Genomic DNA, 16,407 nt, shown 5'->3' with positions numbered 1-16,407 from the left:
TAGATTATCAGTTGTATAAGTGAAATTGTTTCTTAAGAAAATCTACATTTTTGGTAGGGCCACAAATTTTAATGAGATTTGTTCTCACTTTAAAGTTAAAAAACAGGTCGTTAATTAAATTTAACATAGTTGTCAAATGTTTGATAGATAATGTTTTGTTGTGATATTTAAAGAAGTATTGACAAGATTAATTTTTGTTCACTTGTCAGTTGTTTTTAACATACTTATATTCGTAAACGTAACACGTATTGAAAACTTTATAAAACTAGTCTGCCTTACGTTGTTGCAAATTTTATTTTATACAACTTTATAAAACCATACTAAACTAAAAATAATAAAAAAATAATGCTTTATTGAGCTTAATTGGGTAAATATCCCATTAGATTAAGAGCTAACACTAATATACACGCCGATAATTAAGTGAAAACATAATTATCAATTCGAATTTTTTAACGACAAACAAAAACGACGAAACAATTACAAACAAAGAAAACTAACAAAAAATCATCCCAAGAACTATATAAAATAATCAAGCCTGATACTCTGTGTCAGGGAATATCAACACTTTAAATTATACAATTATGGCTTTTAGAGCAACACTAAATTTTGGGGGCAAAGAATTTGATGTCCTTGATTGTAGTTACAAATTGAGCAGAGATATCGACTCAAAAGGACGTCCTGCGTCTAACATTTATGGCGGTATTATTAAAGTACATGTAGAATCAACCGAAGATACATCTATTTTAGAAGGCTTAGTAGCACAATTTAAACCTAACTCGGGTAGCATCGTATTCAAAAAAGGAGACGAAGAGGCTAAGATGAAGGAACTTACATGGGAGAACGGGTATATTGTTTCTTTTGAAGAAAATATCGATGTAGTTGGCTCAAAACCAATGACTCTAACATTTGAGGTTTCTGCTCAAGTATTAAAAATTGGTGGTGCACAGTTCGAACAAAACTGGCCTCTAAACAACTAAAAAGTAGAACAGAAGCGGAGTGGATTTCTCTCTTCCCGCAAAGTAATTGAGATATCGCTCCGTTCTGCTCTCTGTTTATTATTTCCTTACAAACAAAGAATATTGATGCTTGTCGAAAGTATCAACTTCCCTTTTTTATGCTTGTACTGGAGATAACAATCAAAGATAATCATTAAATTAAAGATATATGATAAATAACTATGAAATTGGAGGAAATGAGGTCAAAATAGATTCCTCAGAAGCTATCTCTTCAATTCCCGAAAATAGAACATTACTTGTCGAAAAATTGACGTCTGATGAGCCTATCAATCCGTCTGCTGTAACGGGATTAACGTCTATTGAGCAAGTTTTTGCACATTACAAACCAGAGGTTGATGTGGAGTTTCAGAATGCAGATGGTCAGTCTGTAAATGAAACTTTTGGCTTTACTTGCGTCGGAGATTTTAACGTGAAAAGCATGACTGCTCAAAGCCCTTTTCTAAAAGGTGTAAATACCGAAAAAGACTTCTATGATAACTTTACAAAGCAACTTCGTTCGAATAAAGTATTGCAAAGAGCTTTAGAAAATCCTGAGGCAAAAGCTGCTTTCGTAGCTGCTCTACAAGGTGTATTGGCAGAAATGGACGAGGTCGAAAATATATCAATGTAAAAAACAAACAACAATAATGGCAGAGAAAGAAGCAGTGCAACAAGATGTTGCCGAAAAGGTAAAAGCTACCAAAAAGGCCGGTTCGATCGAATCATTGGATCAGGCAATAAATACATTGGCAAAATTCGGAGGATTCAATTTTTTGGAGTCAGCAGTAGATGGTATTGCGGCAATGAGCCCCGAACGTAAAGCTCGCAAGAAAGCATTCTTAGTGGAGGATGGTCATGCTGCACAAAGAGCTGATTTACGTAATAATATAAATCTTTGGCTTGATATTCTAGGATCTTCAGCAACCACTAGTGAGATGCTTGATAAATCTCAAGAAAAATCAACAGTTGTATCACAATTATTGGCAGAAAATCAATTGGCTGCTGTAGAAGCTGTAAAAGATTTGGAGAAATCTTATCGCAATGTGATGTTGTTCTACAAAAACACAGAATCAGACAAACTGACTAATGTTACCATCGTGAATGCTTCTGCAGAGCAGACCTCAGACTTGGATAACTCACGTTTTATTGATTATGTTGCTAATGAACTGAAACAGAATTATGATAAGCTAGATCTACGTAACAATTATTCTTTGATGGTAATCCCTGGATATTTAGGTAGTGCTAAAGTTATCGATAAATGGTCGAAGATCGCTTATGAGAATAAAGTTCAGCTATATACCGACTTCATGGATTTGGATAAACCGGATGATGTTGTTGATATGTTTTTCAATGCAGGACTTGCTTCGGGTGAAGCTTATAAAGCGAATACTTGTTTAGCTTGTAACTGGTTGATAGGTAGAGGTAAATATAGTGAGTTGGGCGAAGAAGATGATCTACGTGTGTCTCCTGCTGCTGCACTTGCCGGAAAGATATATGGTACACTTATGTCTCAGATTACTGCCGGAAAGAAGCATGGAGGAATCAATGAAGTTGATAGTGTAGTATTTCCTCTAAAGAAGAGCGAAATTTCTCAGTTGGACAAAATGGGATTAATTCCTATGGTAAACGAGTATGGCAAAGTAATGGCGTTCTCGGGTAAAACATTATTCAATGGAGATAATTTAGGCTTACAAACTTATTCGGTAGTTCGTGTATTCGACTATATCATGAAAGTTTTGTTTGATTTCTTAAATCGCAGAGCATTTGAGAATTGGAGCGGAAAGACTGAAAGAGATCTTAGAAGCCAAATTATCAAATTTCTAGATGGTGTACAAGGACCTGACCGTCTGATTGAGAAATTTAAGATCGTGCGCTTCGAACGTGATCCTAACCAAAAAGACCGAATTTATCTGGATCTTCATATAACTCCATATTTTCCTGCAAAAAGTTTTGTTATCAAAATGGACGGAACAAAAGGAGAAGAAGAGAATGCATGGAATACAGAGGTTGAACAGCAGTAATAATATTTTCAATATGATGGCTCGCACAAAGCACTCGTTATAATGATAGATAATCAAAGAGTGCTTTAGCTGCCTCCTTATTTAAGTATGAACTATGGATGGTAAAGGTATATTTAAGCTTCGTAAGCCAAGTGAAGATAATATTCAAAATCTTTATTTTGAGAATTACGATCTTATGCATTGCGAATACTCCTTTGATAAGGGTATTACAAAAGAAGGGAAAGTGAGAACAGAGGTATTGGCAGGTAATATAAGAGTAGCATTACCTATGTTGCCTACTGCTGAGTTGCTGTCTTGGGCATTCGATCGTAGCAAGAAATACAATGGAGAAATAACCATCCACGATGCTCATGAAGAATCTTTAGATAAGATATACTTTGAAGAAGGTCGCTTGGTAGGATTCAGAATGCATTATGAACCCAATGAGGATAAAGAGAATGTAATTCTTTTGCTCTCGATTAATGCTCAGCGTATGATTGTAGGCGATGTTGAATATATAAATCGTTGGAGCTGATGGGATTCTTTGATCGTTTTAGAAAAGGTAAGCTCTTCTATGGGAAAAATATGCCTGCCATGGTAATCGAATTTCGGTTCATGAAGAAAAAGTATATTCTGGAAGAATTCGATTTAGAATTTAGACAAGATGTGAACGAGAAGAACAAACCCGATAGTGATACTTATGGCGGTATTCTTACACTGACATTTAGTGAAACTCCCGACCAGTGGATTAACTTATGGATGATGAATCCTTATGAAAAAAGAGATGGTGAAATAAGGTTTCTCACAAATGAGAGTAAGATAACGGAAGGTGCAGCATTGATCATAACATTTCAGGATGCTTACTGTATCAGTTACCAAAAGACATTGAACCCCAAAGGAGCGGGAACTCTGACAACTTTAATTGTTTCGCCTCACAAAATAAAAGTGGGAATCGAAGAATTTGAAAATAAGTGGAAATGAGCATCACAGAATATACTATAACCGAATTGTATTTATACCTGAAACTCGATATATGGAATTCAGGCCGTGTTGCCAGATGGGGACACGTTAAAAAAGTGGCTATAGAGAATGATAACTCTACCAATACAGGGTATTATCTACCTAAAGCATTGAATAGCTATACATCGTTTTCTCCCGCAAAGCAGTTGGGCATTGGATTATATTTATTGGACTTACATCTAGTCAAAAGAGATGTCTGGAATAGGCAACTTGTGTACTTAGCTGTAATAGCTGTATGCCAAACTACAATGGCACAGATAAAAACTATGTATTGTATTGAAATAACTAATTCGATAGAATTGGGAGCACTTCGAGAACTTATGACAGATAATCCGGCTCAATCGTCTATGAGGAAACGTAAGTCACCCTTCAGAGTAAGTAGGACTCCAAGAATGTTTGATTCCAGTCCGATAAATTCAGTTCGAAGAAAGCACTAATTAGATAAAGTATTGCATCAATAATTATGAAAAAGATCTGTTATAAAGCTCCTTTTAACTTTCAGTCTATCGTTACAGGTGTTGCGGATACAATGCCTATGTGTACCGAATTGGAGTCAATTGATGATTACTTGGAATTATTAATAACAACCTGCCCGGGCGAACATAAGTTTAATAAAAATTTTGGGTGCAAGATATGGGATATGGATTTTGAAATGGTTGTTTCTAGAAAAGAGTGGCTTGATGATTTTCAAGGACATATTTTAAGTGCTGTGCAACGTAATGAAAGCAGATTAAAAGATGTGACCGTCTCTATAGATATTCTGGAAGTAACTAAAGAAGATCATGTGATGAAGACCACGGCTATTAAAAAAAAGGTCATGGTATATATAAATGGGATCATTACTTCAACAAATATACCTTGCGGATTTAAGTATGCATTATTTCTAGGGCCTTTATCAACAGAATAATACAATGGCAGATTTATCAACAAAATATGGACATAAAAGGAGTATACTTGATCGTATGATCAGGGTTACCTCTGAGTATATGGGTATCAAGCAAAATGAATTGAGAGATCCAATGGCTCTTCTTTTGCTGGAGTGCCTAGCAGAGGAAGTTTATAAAATATCCGGAGAGTTTGATAATATGGAAGACCGGATATTAGATAAGTTAGTTGATATGCTTGTATCTGATGTAAAAGCTATAGCTAGGCCGGCGCATGCTGTTTTGCATGCCATCCCATCTGAAAGTAAATGTCTGGTTACACCTCAAACATCTTTTACTTTGCAGGCTGATAATGATCTTACTTTTTTTCCGGTATGTAATACACAACTGTTTAAGGGTGATATCAAGTATTTTGCCCACAAAGGACTATTCTACTCTATTGATAAGACACAACATAAAACATTACTTTCTAGGGCTAAGAAAACATCCGAATTTGCAGATAACACTTTCTGGATGGGGCTGGAAGTGGATGAGAAAATAAATAACTTGGAAGAGCTTTCGTTCTATATTGATTTTACGAATACCTACCAAAAGATAAACCAATTAAGCCTGCTACCATATAGTATATGGAAGATGCAGGATAGAGAGATACCTATAACCAGAGGTATTCCTTGTAAAAAAGAAAAATACGCAAACCACACTTTGGAATTGTTTTCTGGATATGACTTGTCCTACAAAATAAATGATTCTATAAAAAAAGAATACGATCCTTACTTTCTTCATATAGGTGAAAGCTTCGATATCACAGAAAAAAGAGAATTCTTTCCTGATAAATTAAAGGAATATTATCCAGAAGGGTTTTTGGAAGATTTTACAAAGCCTCTTATATGGATTGAAGTTGCTTGTCCTTCAGAGGTTACAGACGAGGCGATCTCTTCGATACGTTTGAATATTAACTCTTTTCCTGTTGTCTGTAAGAAGTTAATATCCAAGACTATCGAGTTAAATCGAGTAGTACCCATAATCCCGTTAGATACTGGTAATGACGAGTCATTTATATCCGTTTGCTCTCTGATAGATTCGATGGGTAAAGAATATTATGATGTGCCATTTAAAAACAGTGATTTATATGGAATTTATGCTTTACGCCGTGGAGGTTGTGAGAGATACGATAAGCGCGAAGCAAGGCAGTACCTTCTAAATATACTTACTCGTATAACTAAAGAGGCATCATCCTTTATGTCAGGGGAAGCGGACGAAAAGAATGATATGGAGGAAATACAGGAAGATATAAGTTTATTATTGAAAGGTTTGCGTAGCATCGTTTTGAACTCCAAAGATAGATATGAGATTAAAAATTATATTCTTTTGAGTCCACAAATAAATGATAAGAATCTTTACTTCGTCAACTATTGGGTGACAGTTAATAATATTCCAGAGAATATGAACCAAGGATTGGTAATGCAGGCTGAACCTGGATTACAATTAGATCCGAGTTCTATTGTATTAGTGTCATCCGTAAAAAAAGGGAAAGGTGCACCAGGTGAATCAGAAAAATATAAGATATATAGTAAAACGATAACAAATAGTCGCATACTGGTTACTAATGATGATATTAAAGCTTATTGTATGCAGGAATTCGGAGATTCAATAAGTGAGGTTCAGATACGAAAAGGACTAATTGAAAGTGAAGATTCATCAATCGGCTTTATTCGGACTACCGATGTTTATTTAAAACCACGTAGAGGATTGAATAATTATATGGGGCAACGTGATGAAACTTACTTTTGTGAGTTATTGAAAAAGAATTCTCCTTTTACGTTCAGATACAGGGTATTTATTGATAAAACACTCTCAAACTAAGATAATTTATATGGAACTTGTATTAAGTAATTTTGTGCTATTATATTTATTATTGCCACTTGTAGGACTACTACTTGGGGTGGTAATGTTCTTTATTGCCAAAAAGAACAGGCTTCTGAGTAATAAGAAAGTTATATTTTATTTTCTTGCAACCTGTTTGTTATTGGCTGCTCCTGCCTTTTTTGGTTTTATAGACTATTGGTTTATGCCCTATTGTTATATTGGTCTACAAGTTCTATACTTATTATTGGGTTGGTGGAATCTCAAGCTAATGAAATATTTTGTTAAAGGTATCGAAGAAAAACCCTACTATGTGGAATTTCTATTGGTGTTTGTACTTATGATTGTTGGTGCAGGGTTATTCTCATTGGTCTTTAACCTATGCAACGAATTACAATATGGTCTATGGGCAGCAACCTGCTTGCTAACTTTTATTTTTCCATCTCTTTTTAGGAAAACATACCGAACCTTCATGGATATACCATTGGAAGTGTATGATATCTGGTCATATAAAGAAGAGTCGGATGAGATAGATGCCGAATATATGGATAACAACAAGATAATTGTAGTAGAACTAGAAATTTTTAAACAAGTAACACACCGAGAACCTCTGAACATAAAGGTTAAAGCTTCGGAAAATATGCCTTTTGGTATATGGTTCAAATTATTTATAGGTGACTATAATAAAAAATCACCTAATGCAGCAGTTGCTTTTGATGATGAGAGTGATTCATATGGCTGGATGTTTTATGTGAACTCAAGCATATTGGGGCGTAAGAAATATATAGACCCAAGATTATCTTTTATGGCTAATAAAATAAAAGAAGAAAATGTGATCATAGCTAAACGTGTTCAATATAAAGAATACAACTAGTGATCAAAATATAGAGGAGTTGAAAAAATGAATAATATATAGGATCATGGATAATAAGATATATAGATTGGTTAATTGGAAAGAAAATATGGATGTAGATTGTTCACATTTAGAACAATTGGAAAACTATTTCATAGACCGTCTTTGCGATACAAAAGCTGTAATGATGAATGGTCATAATTACGGCTTACTACCACCTTTTGGAGAGAATAAAGTATCAAGTAGATTTGAGATTAGCGAACAGCTTACAGGTAAGGTGGAAATAAAACTTAGAAGTTGTAATGCAATTACTGGTGGAGGGTGTCGTATATCTTATAACCCTGGGCAATCGAACTATCTTTTGTATACACATACTTTTTCTGAAGAAAAAGAGCCTCAATCAAAAGGAAATGGTTTTTGGGATGTAATTCTTACGGTTGATCCCTTTAAAAGAATCCCAACTGGCATTCCCGATGGAGAAGAAACTCCTCCAAGGCATCCCGATACTACTGAGTATTATGGGTTGACTATTGCTCCACAAGGGCAAGTAAATAAGGAACAATTAGGGATGTTTCATTTAGTAATAGGGCGTATCAGACAAAATGGTAACCGTTATGAAGTGGACACACAATATATTCCTCCTTGTGTGAGCATGAGTAGTCATCCCGATTTATTGGATTATTATGAGCGCTTTGGTAGCTACTTGAATGATATAGAAAGGGCTTCAAAGATAATTATATCAAAGACTCGTGAAGGAACTAGAAACTCACCTTTGGCTACGCATATAGGCAATGTGTGTGAAGACCTGATGAGGTATATTGCATCCATCTATTTTGCATACAGAAATACAGGGCGTACAGCGGCTCCGGTAGAAATAGTAGGTTACTTTTCAACTCTGGCTCATACCTGTTTTATTAGTTTGAATTTTATTTCGAGAACACAACGGGAAGAGTTGCTTAAGTATTTTTATGAATGGAGTGATGTAACCCCAGGTTCATTTGAAGAATTGCTAGCAAATAGTTTGAATGTTATATATGAACATGGTAATATCCGTACAATTATGTTACAAATAGAGTCATTTCTGCGAGTTATGGGTGAATTATGGTTGAAACTAAGTTCATTGGAATATATCGGTCAGCATAAAGAAAATATTGTTATATCGGAACGTACTAATCAAACAGATGCTCCAAAGGTAAAAAGTGGCTGGACAATTTTAGATTAAGAAGCAATGGAGACCAAAAGTAGTACTCGAAAAGAGAAAGTAAGAGCTGTCAATACACTTGGAACAGATTTCCGTGCAGAAGTTATTGCCGCTGGACTAATTGCCACAGGTAATGCCGCGGATAAAACGATGATCATCCGTCAGAGAGGTGATAAAAGACATGTCTCGAAAGATATTGATAGGATCGAAAATGATTATTCCGTTTATGACATGATGGAGTACTTATACATTTATACTAATAGATTTAGTATATATGATTCGTTACCCGAGGGAATATTTCATCAGCCTAACCATGTTAAAAAACAAAAGACAAAAGATGACATAATTCATGAGATACGCGGCTATCGTGATCAAGAGTTTTTTGCTCGAAGGTACTTTCAGCCTTTCGAAATGGTGTTTGATAAACTTTTAGTAGGTGCTCAAGAGTATGAACAGAAATTTGATAAGGCTTATTTTCATTCCAATCTTTCCGAAATTTTTGAAGACCAATGGGATATTCTCAAACATTTGACTTTAGCGCAGGCTCTTTTATTTATACGTATTATTCCTGTTATAGCAGAAGTTTCAGAAAGCAAAAACTTGTCTGAAAAAGTCATGTCTATTGTATTGGGTTTTGAGGTTACGATAAATGAAGGCAAAAAGTCGTGGATGAAACTTGAACCTCAAGATCGAGTAAAGCTAGGGCAATGGAAACTAGGTAATAATTCTATACTTGGTAACTCAGTCGAAAGTGATGATCAAGATTTGATTGTTACAGTAGGGCCTCTAAGTCCCCACGAAATGAAACTATTCGAATCAGGGAGGTCGAATGATTTGATTTTAAAGAAACTAATAGATATAGTACTTCCTTTTGATAGGAATAAACAAATAAAATACCGAATCTCTAAAGAAGAGTCTAAATTCCGTTTATCGGGTAAAACGCATAAAGCATATCTAGGCATTAACACAACCCTATAAAACATAAAAACATATGGCAACACAAAGTTATTTAGAAGAGAAACTGGCTACCAATGCCTTAGTTTATGTAGAAGGTAAAAAAGTGAAGTTTGATTCATTAGTTCTTGATCAAGCATTTGGCCAGCATCATACATTCCAAATTAAAATGGATTATGATAGCATGGATCAAGAATTTATGAGTAATTCTCTGGAGCAAATGAACCTGATCGGAAAAATTGTTGATATAGAACTTCTACAAGGTAATGATAGTGCCAATGCCTATGAATTTAAAGGTGTTATATCTGATGTTAGCAATGAAGGCGAAGACGGAAAGCACGGTTATCTCATTTTACAAGGCTATGGTACAACCGTACTTCTGGAGAGAGGTAAACGCATGGATGTTTTTAGCGAAATGACCTTGCAAGAAGTTTTTAAAGAAGTAACGGATGGTGTAATTAACAAACGGTTGTCGTGTGTAAATAGCCCGGTGTATACAGGAAAGGTAAGTTTCCTAATGCAATATAATGAAAGTGATTGGCTATTCTTACAGCGATTGTCTGCCATATCGGGAGAAACCTTGTTCTATACAGGTCGAGACCTTGTTTTCGGTCAGTATAATGATTGGGATCCGATGGAGGTAACCTACGATAAAGAGATTACCCAATTCAGATCAGGAGCAAGGCTATTAGCTAATAACTTTACAGGCTACCAGTATCTTTCCGATAATGACGACATGTTGACCCAAGATGCACCGGAAAGAATAGAGGATGCCAATGATTATGTGAATACCGCAGCATTACGAAGTAAAGAACTTACAGAAAAACGACCAGTAAAAGTGCCTGTTTTATTAAATGTAGAAGACAAAGGATCTCTGGACGAACTAGTAAAGCGAAATAAAGTAACCACTGCATCGCGGACTGTTTACGTAGAAGGAAAAGCCAAAACTTGTGCACCAAGAATAGGGCGACTACTAACGATACGTATGCCTGGAAATATGCCCGGAGCAAGTAATCTAGGGACCTATCGCATAATAAAAGTACGTCATGTTATAGATCAAGGAAGCAGATATCATTGCGAATTTGAAGGCATACCTTCGGCTTTGAAGTTTTTCCCCGTACCCCAACTTCAAATGCCACTTATTGGTCCATTATTAGGACAGGTAGTTAAAAACAATGATCCTCAAGGACAGGGAAGAGTGTGTGTAGAATTTCCTTTCGCAACAAACCGTGCAAGCGAAACATGGATGCGTGTGATGTCACTCAGTGCAGGTTCGAGCAATGAAGTTGGTAAAAATAGAGGAATGGTGTTCGTACCCGAAGAAGGCGATCAGGTGATAGTAGACTTTGAATATGGAGATCCTAACCGTCCCTTTGTAAAAGGAAGCATGTTCCATGGTAAAAATACAATAGGTGGACAAGATGATAACCACATCAAGAGCATTATTACACGCAGTGGGCATACACTAGAATTTGATGATGCAAAGGAATCACTGGGAATTACAGTTAAGGATAAAAACGGTAATTTCTTACATCTCGATACCAAGGGAAATAATATCGAAATAACAGCACTCGAAACAATCACGTTCAAAGCTAAAGATATAAAGATGGAGGCCTCTAATAATATCGAAATGCAAGCAGAGGCAGCGATAAAAGCTGACGCTATGGATATTATACATATCGGAGCACAGGGAAATGTGGATATAGTGACCGAAAGCGATATGCAGATTAAGTCTATGGCAAGCACATCCTTAGTTGCACAGACCGAGATGAAGATAGAGGGGCAGGCAACAAAAATAAATAGTGCTTCGAGCATGGAAATTACAGGAGTCGATACCTCGATAAAAGGACAAATGACAAAAGTAAGTGGAGCAGGACATAAAATCGAAATTATGTAAGCTATGGGAATACCGGTCGTAGTAGTAGGAAAACAACATATTTGCCCCATGTCTGATGGTTCAAAACCACATGTGGGCGGAATGGTAAGTGAAGGTATTAATGGTGTCTTTATCGATGGACTACCTGTTGCCATTGAGGGTAGTAAATGCATATGTTGCAGCCCCAAGCCAAACTCCATAACATCCGGAGCATGTGGTGTGCTGATTGACGGAAAGCCGATAGCCGTACTTGGTTCGCAGACCGAACATGGAGGAAATGTAATAGAAGGAGTACCTGGTGTGACGGTTTCGGGCGGATTTGCCACAAAAGCAGATAACCCCGAAGAGTTTGAACCGAGGGTCTTTAATTTGCAGTGGAAAAAAGATGAAACCAGAGTGAGATATGGAGAAGTAGAAGAAAATATGATTCTATCTGCCGATACCGTCGGATATGAAGACGGAGAAGAGGTCACCATAAAAGTATATGCAAGTGGAGAAGAAGAAGCCATAGATGAAGTGAAAGGTACTGTTAGAGATGGTCGGGTAGAAGTCGAGTGGCAATTGAATAGTAAAGGACAAACAGACGGGGAAGGAGGTACAGATGGCTACATTTGACTTTAAAATACCCCAAAAAGATATATCGCAACCAATTGCTGTCAGTCACGAAATAAAAACTGTATCGGTTCCGTTTTGTTTCTTTAGATACACTTATACGAAAAGTAAGGAAGCTTTTAAAGATACAGTTGAAGTAGGAAGCTATATTTTTGATCATTCGCTAGTCGGGATCATGCCTTTTGATAAAGAAGGTTTTCTATACATATACTATGAGAATAAAGGGGTAAGGGATAAGTATGATTATGATTATGGAGCAGAGTATCAACTAAATGTCTTTAAAGCTGATAATGGTACTTATCAAAATGCAATGTATACTAAAATACACCCGAACTCGAAAGATACAGAACGGGATATCGATTGGAATATTAAAGGTACAGAATCTCATATCAATTTCGATAAAGGAGACATTGTATGGGTTGCATTTTCGGAAGTCAGATGGTCTAAAAGTTTTCGGGAGCGAATAATGAACGACTTCGAGATGGTTAAGAAAAGATTTCAATGTATTGATATCAATTCTTTTGTTGAAGAATCGAACAAAGTAACAAATCCGCTCAAGGCGTATTCCAATTACTATGCCGTGTGGGGAAAAAAAACTGAAGCCAGCTCTATTTTAGACATAGTACATGCCTACACTCAAGAAGAGGGTGTTCGTGAATATGTTTTTACAATAGCTTCTGCTACCCTATTTATCGATGATATGTGCAATTATGTACAGTCCGAAAACGAAGGATTTAAGGATTATATAGATAGAATATCGTCAGGCATAGATCCCGAAACTGGTGGAAAATATTCAGACCCGGACGAATATCAGGCTTTAATCTCATCAGCATCCGTCCTATATGCGGTCTTGCTTGATATGTCAGATCGAACAAAATCGAGCAAGGAGGACGAAACTCCAATAAGTCTCGTGCAAGACCAAAAATTCCATACATTACTCGACCTCATAAACAGGGGCAAAAAGAAAGAGTTTATCTGGGATCTTCAGAATAAAGTATTGGGGATGATGAATAGTAATTGGTTTAAATATACCTTGCTCGAATACCTCGACAACCACGAGACCAACGTTCTACGCGGACAGGAGTTTATACTCGAATATTACAGTAAGATAAAAGACGACCCGTATATGACCGACATGCACCTCTTCTCGTTCGATGTATACGATTCGTTACGAAAAGGTACCGGCTACAATGCTGTAAAGGATAACGCAGTAATCAAATTTTCGTGCAATCACTTCTTTTATTCGACTAAGGAAGAAAACGAAAAATATACAACAACCCAGGCTCCGTCTATTACCTACGCTGATATAACGAGCGACTTCGACATCATCAAACTGTTGTTAAATACCTCCATCAGCGAGCAGCAACTGTTAAAGCATCGGTCGAAAAAGATAACCATTGCAAATATATACAACAAGCTGGCCCAACTGGTCGACAAAAATAAAAAAGGAGACATACAAGACGACGAAGGCGAACAACCCGACGATAGCCCTGACGAAACCGAGACCGAACAGCCGGCTCTCAGTTACGAAATGGAAACACTGGTGTCGTCAGCAGCCCGACTAGTAACTTTTACAGATTCAATTTTGTGGTATTTTACGGCTTATGTATCTAGTAGTGAGTATTATATGCAATTAAGTGCGAAGGTGGACAACCTGAAAGAGTTGATGAAAGGCTTGAATACAACAAAGACGACTCAAAAAGGAATCTTATCCGATACGCTGATACAGATTAATGAAAGCTATAGAGAAAGGCTAAATGACCATCAACAGAAAATCAAGTCAACCAAATACGAGCATACTCAACGAACCAAAACAACCAACAATAGGCAAGCTAAGAAGAAAAATGATAAACTAGCAGAAAAGAAAATAGATTATGAAAAGGCCAAAGCCGGACTAGAGTCTGTTGAAAAAAGTAAGGCAAAAGACATAGATAAAGCAGGGCGGATATATCGCAACGCAGCCACGGATATACGGGCCGATTTTGTAAAACACGAATGGGATAAAAGCAAAATCAATCTCGAAATGCGGACATACAAACAGGAAACCAACCCCGAGATACAGGCTATAAAAAATAGCCCCATCTGGATAAATCTCGTTTTTGGGTTCAGTTGTGCCGGAGTGCTATCCAGCATATACATTGCCAAAAACGATAAAAGCCATGAAGTGTTTCGGTTTGTTGGTAATGCATTAGGTATATCATCAGCTTTCAGCCAGTTTTTAGCCGTGGTAGGCGAAGTATATTTCGATAATCATCCCGGCAAATGGAAAGAATTTGTAGGAAAAATGAAGTGGAAAAACGAAGCAATGACCTTCGGTACCCGTGTGGGCATTGTCACAGGTATATTTCAGGCTGCTGCCGACTTGGCGTATTCGTTCCACAATGCCCGCAAAGGAAACCACGATGCCGCTATCATGTACGCTATTGCCGGAAGCTCTATGGCGATGGCTAGCTATTGCCTGTGGAGCATATCTGTAGCAACGCGTGCTGCCACCCCTGTATCGGCACCTATGCCCTATCTGGCGGGTGCACTGATGGCGGTGAGTATAGTAACGGGTATAGCTGCAGGATTCTTCGAGTACGACGAGTTCGAAGATTTTGTAGCTGCATCTGTGTTTAGCAAGGGCGGGTTGTTTAATGACAAAACAATAGATACTGCTACTTACAATACTTCTTATAAAATGGGAATGAAAATTATAGGAAAACCAAGTGATTATGCAGACGAAGAATATACGGGCTTAGGTTTTACTAATGTAAACCTTCGTAAATTCAGAGAGATGTACGATGTTATCCGCTCGCTATATGCCCCTATAAAATGTGTAGTACATGGCTCGGGCTCACCGATAAAAGGTGGCGACTTGCCCCTGATACAATATAACATATTCAGGCTCTGGATAAAATACGACGGGGGGATGTTTGCGCGCGAGAAACTTGAGTACGAAGCCCGGCTGTACCCCAACGGTACGGCAGGTAGCGAACCTATTTACATCCATATAAAACTGAGTGCCGATAAAGGTAAAACAAAAGACGGTGGTACCCTCTTTCGGTTTTCGGTTAACGACAGCGACATTGTTCGTGCAGGTAAAACGGACTCCAACCAGCGCAATGCTTGCCTGGTGCTACTGGTACGGGTAAAATCGTTAGATGGCGGAGGCTCTTTCTTGATCGACAGCGAGACTACTTTTCCTGCCAGCCGCAATGGCGAAGATTGTTATTTTGGCTACAAAATAGAACTGCTACGACAATACTATTACTATTCGTACTTCTCGGTCGAATTGCAACCCAAGCCCATCAGCGAATTATTAAAATAATCAACAACAAAAACAAGTAGACCCACCATGTATAAACTGGATTTTTCACACAGCGAGCCACGCGAAAAAACAGGTACGCTCGACGACAAATACATCGGCCTACCCAAAGTTATCTATACAGATCCGGTAGGCATTGAAAAATCCGACCTGCGACGATTGAATTATAGAACTATTTACGAACGGGTCGACGACAAAAAAATAGTACTCAACCTGAGTGCTATCAATTGGATAGAGCTTATTTTTTCGTTAGCGAATTTTCTAGTTTTTTCATACATTGCGGTTTGTAGTCCAATCTACGATTACAATATGCGTATAGATGTAGTTCGCGAAATTGTAGAGACAGGCAAATCGACATATAGCAAGGAGATTCAGGAGAGGTATGGAGATGAACCTTCTGTAAGAACTTTTAGAAATAGCACATTAAATGAATATCGAAAGACAGCAGCCAATGATAGTGGTTTGCTAATATTAGTCCTCGGTATCCCTCTAACCCTCGGTATGCTGTATTGGTTTACCTTAGCCACCAAGCGCTGCCGCGACCGGCTTACTTTTGATCGGGAAGCCCAAACGGTCAGTTACCAATGTATGTACGGATTGCGAAAGTACAGCTGTGGGTTCGACGAATCGATGTTTCAGTCGCATCTGGCCAGCATGGTCAACTCCAACTCTACCTATCTGGCGTTACGTATCCCCGGTATGAAAGACTATGCCATCGTTTCCGACCTGCTACCCTATATCTCTATGTCGTATTACGTATGGTATATGGACAGAAACCGTCCGTTACCTCCCGGTAGTGCCCTCGACGATTACCGTGAGAGTGACTACCTGCGTCGTCGGTC

Annotated in this window: 14 protein-coding genes and 1 pseudogene; all 15 read left to right on the top strand. The window is 37.5% G+C overall.

What is annotated here, in order from left to right:
• The first annotated feature begins 581 nt into the window (after nucleotides 1-581).
• The gene (gene tssD / locus HGC4_RS13320; RefSeq protein WP_050710635.1) at nucleotides 582-977 is read left to right on the top strand and encodes a type VI secretion system tube protein TssD; all 396 of its coding nucleotides are present in this window, start codon (nucleotides 582-584) and stop codon (nucleotides 975-977) included.
• A 187-nt stretch (nucleotides 978-1,164) separates the two neighbouring features.
• Nucleotides 1,165-1,626: a hypothetical protein gene (locus HGC4_RS13315; RefSeq protein ID WP_050710634.1), complete on the top strand. Its 462-nt coding sequence runs from the start codon at nucleotides 1,165-1,167 to the stop codon at nucleotides 1,624-1,626.
• Between the two features lie 16 nt (nucleotides 1,627-1,642).
• The gene (locus HGC4_RS13310) at nucleotides 1,643-3,016 is read left to right on the top strand and encodes a DUF5458 family protein (RefSeq protein WP_050710633.1); all 1,374 of its coding nucleotides are present in this window, start codon (nucleotides 1,643-1,645) and stop codon (nucleotides 3,014-3,016) included.
• Nucleotides 3,017-3,110: 94 nt separating this feature from the next.
• Nucleotides 3,111-3,530: a type VI secretion system tube protein TssD gene (gene tssD, locus HGC4_RS13305; RefSeq protein WP_050710632.1), complete on the top strand. Its 420-nt coding sequence runs from the start codon at nucleotides 3,111-3,113 to the stop codon at nucleotides 3,528-3,530.
• Nucleotides 3,530-3,976, top strand: coding sequence for a type VI secretion system tube protein TssD (gene tssD / locus HGC4_RS13300; RefSeq protein ID WP_050710631.1), 447 nt, complete (start codon nucleotides 3,530-3,532; stop codon nucleotides 3,974-3,976). The genes tssD (HGC4_RS13305) and tssD (HGC4_RS13300) overlap by 1 nt, the downstream gene beginning before the upstream one ends.
• Nucleotides 3,973-4,452 (top strand): hypothetical protein, encoded by a 480-nt coding sequence (locus HGC4_RS13295; protein ID WP_050710630.1) that lies wholly within the window; start codon nucleotides 3,973-3,975, stop codon nucleotides 4,450-4,452. Before tssD (HGC4_RS13300) ends, HGC4_RS13295 begins: the two co-directional genes overlap by 4 nt.
• 26 nt (nucleotides 4,453-4,478) lie before the next feature.
• Nucleotides 4,479-4,922, top strand: a complete 444-nt coding sequence (locus HGC4_RS13290) for a GPW/gp25 family protein (protein WP_050710629.1) — start codon at nucleotides 4,479-4,481, stop codon at nucleotides 4,920-4,922.
• A gap of 4 nt (nucleotides 4,923-4,926) precedes the next feature.
• The gene (locus HGC4_RS13285; protein ID WP_050710628.1) at nucleotides 4,927-6,762 is read left to right on the top strand and encodes a type VI secretion system baseplate subunit TssF; all 1,836 of its coding nucleotides are present in this window, start codon (nucleotides 4,927-4,929) and stop codon (nucleotides 6,760-6,762) included.
• A gap of 10 nt (nucleotides 6,763-6,772) precedes the next feature.
• Nucleotides 6,773-7,636: a TssN family type VI secretion system protein gene (locus HGC4_RS13280; protein WP_050710627.1), complete on the top strand. Its 864-nt coding sequence runs from the start codon at nucleotides 6,773-6,775 to the stop codon at nucleotides 7,634-7,636.
• A gap of 46 nt (nucleotides 7,637-7,682) precedes the next feature.
• Nucleotides 7,683-8,837, top strand: coding sequence for a hypothetical protein (locus HGC4_RS13275; RefSeq protein WP_050710626.1), 1,155 nt, complete (start codon nucleotides 7,683-7,685; stop codon nucleotides 8,835-8,837).
• A gap of 6 nt (nucleotides 8,838-8,843) precedes the next feature.
• Complete coding sequence (locus tag HGC4_RS13270; RefSeq protein WP_050710625.1) at nucleotides 8,844-9,794, top strand: type VI secretion system baseplate subunit TssG; 951 nt, start codon at nucleotides 8,844-8,846, stop codon at nucleotides 9,792-9,794.
• Between the two features lie 13 nt (nucleotides 9,795-9,807).
• The gene (locus tag HGC4_RS13265; protein ID WP_050710624.1) at nucleotides 9,808-11,667 is read left to right on the top strand and encodes a type VI secretion system Vgr family protein; all 1,860 of its coding nucleotides are present in this window, start codon (nucleotides 9,808-9,810) and stop codon (nucleotides 11,665-11,667) included.
• A 3-nt stretch (nucleotides 11,668-11,670) separates the two neighbouring features.
• The gene (locus tag HGC4_RS13260) at nucleotides 11,671-12,261 is read left to right on the top strand and encodes a PAAR domain-containing protein (RefSeq protein ID WP_082204181.1); all 591 of its coding nucleotides are present in this window, start codon (nucleotides 11,671-11,673) and stop codon (nucleotides 12,259-12,261) included.
• Entirely contained in the window at nucleotides 12,248-15,568 is a 3,321-nt protein-coding gene (locus tag HGC4_RS13255; RefSeq protein ID WP_050710622.1) for a toxin VasX, read from the top strand. Before HGC4_RS13260 ends, HGC4_RS13255 begins: the two co-directional genes overlap by 14 nt.
• Nucleotides 15,569-15,595: 27 nt before the next feature.
• Nucleotides 15,596-16,407: pseudogene (locus tag HGC4_RS13250) on the top strand (hypothetical protein); the annotation flags it as partial.

Source organism: Dysgonomonas sp. HGC4 (genome assembly GCF_001261715.1).
GTDB lineage: Bacteria > Bacteroidota > Bacteroidia > Bacteroidales > Dysgonomonadaceae > Dysgonomonas_A.
The sequence above is the reverse complement of the archived record's forward strand: the minus strand, read 5'-3'. Positions and strand labels throughout refer to the sequence as shown.

Bases quoted from the DNA above. Each gene is read 5' to 3' on its own strand.
- tssD (WP_050710635.1), top strand. From the start codon at position 582: ATGGCTTTTAGAGCAACACTAAATTTTGGGGGCAAAGAATTTGATGTC.
- HGC4_RS13315 (WP_050710634.1), top strand. From the start codon at position 1,165: ATGATAAATAACTATGAAATTGGAGGAAATGAGGTCAAAATAGATTCC.
- HGC4_RS13310 (WP_050710633.1), top strand. From the start codon at position 1,643: ATGGCAGAGAAAGAAGCAGTGCAACAAGATGTTGCCGAAAAGGTAAAA.
- tssD (WP_050710632.1), top strand. From the start codon at position 3,111: ATGGATGGTAAAGGTATATTTAAGCTTCGTAAGCCAAGTGAAGATAAT.
- tssD (WP_050710631.1), top strand. From the start codon at position 3,530: ATGGGATTCTTTGATCGTTTTAGAAAAGGTAAGCTCTTCTATGGGAAA.
- HGC4_RS13295 (WP_050710630.1), top strand. From the start codon at position 3,973: ATGAGCATCACAGAATATACTATAACCGAATTGTATTTATACCTGAAA.
- HGC4_RS13290 (WP_050710629.1), top strand. From the start codon at position 4,479: ATGAAAAAGATCTGTTATAAAGCTCCTTTTAACTTTCAGTCTATCGTT.
- HGC4_RS13285 (WP_050710628.1), top strand. From the start codon at position 4,927: ATGGCAGATTTATCAACAAAATATGGACATAAAAGGAGTATACTTGAT.
- HGC4_RS13280 (WP_050710627.1), top strand. From the start codon at position 6,773: ATGGAACTTGTATTAAGTAATTTTGTGCTATTATATTTATTATTGCCA.
- HGC4_RS13275 (WP_050710626.1), top strand. From the start codon at position 7,683: ATGGATAATAAGATATATAGATTGGTTAATTGGAAAGAAAATATGGAT.
- HGC4_RS13270 (WP_050710625.1), top strand. From the start codon at position 8,844: ATGGAGACCAAAAGTAGTACTCGAAAAGAGAAAGTAAGAGCTGTCAAT.
- HGC4_RS13265 (WP_050710624.1), top strand. From the start codon at position 9,808: ATGGCAACACAAAGTTATTTAGAAGAGAAACTGGCTACCAATGCCTTA.
- HGC4_RS13260 (WP_082204181.1), top strand. From the start codon at position 11,671: ATGGGAATACCGGTCGTAGTAGTAGGAAAACAACATATTTGCCCCATG.
- HGC4_RS13255 (WP_050710622.1), top strand. From the start codon at position 12,248: ATGGCTACATTTGACTTTAAAATACCCCAAAAAGATATATCGCAACCA.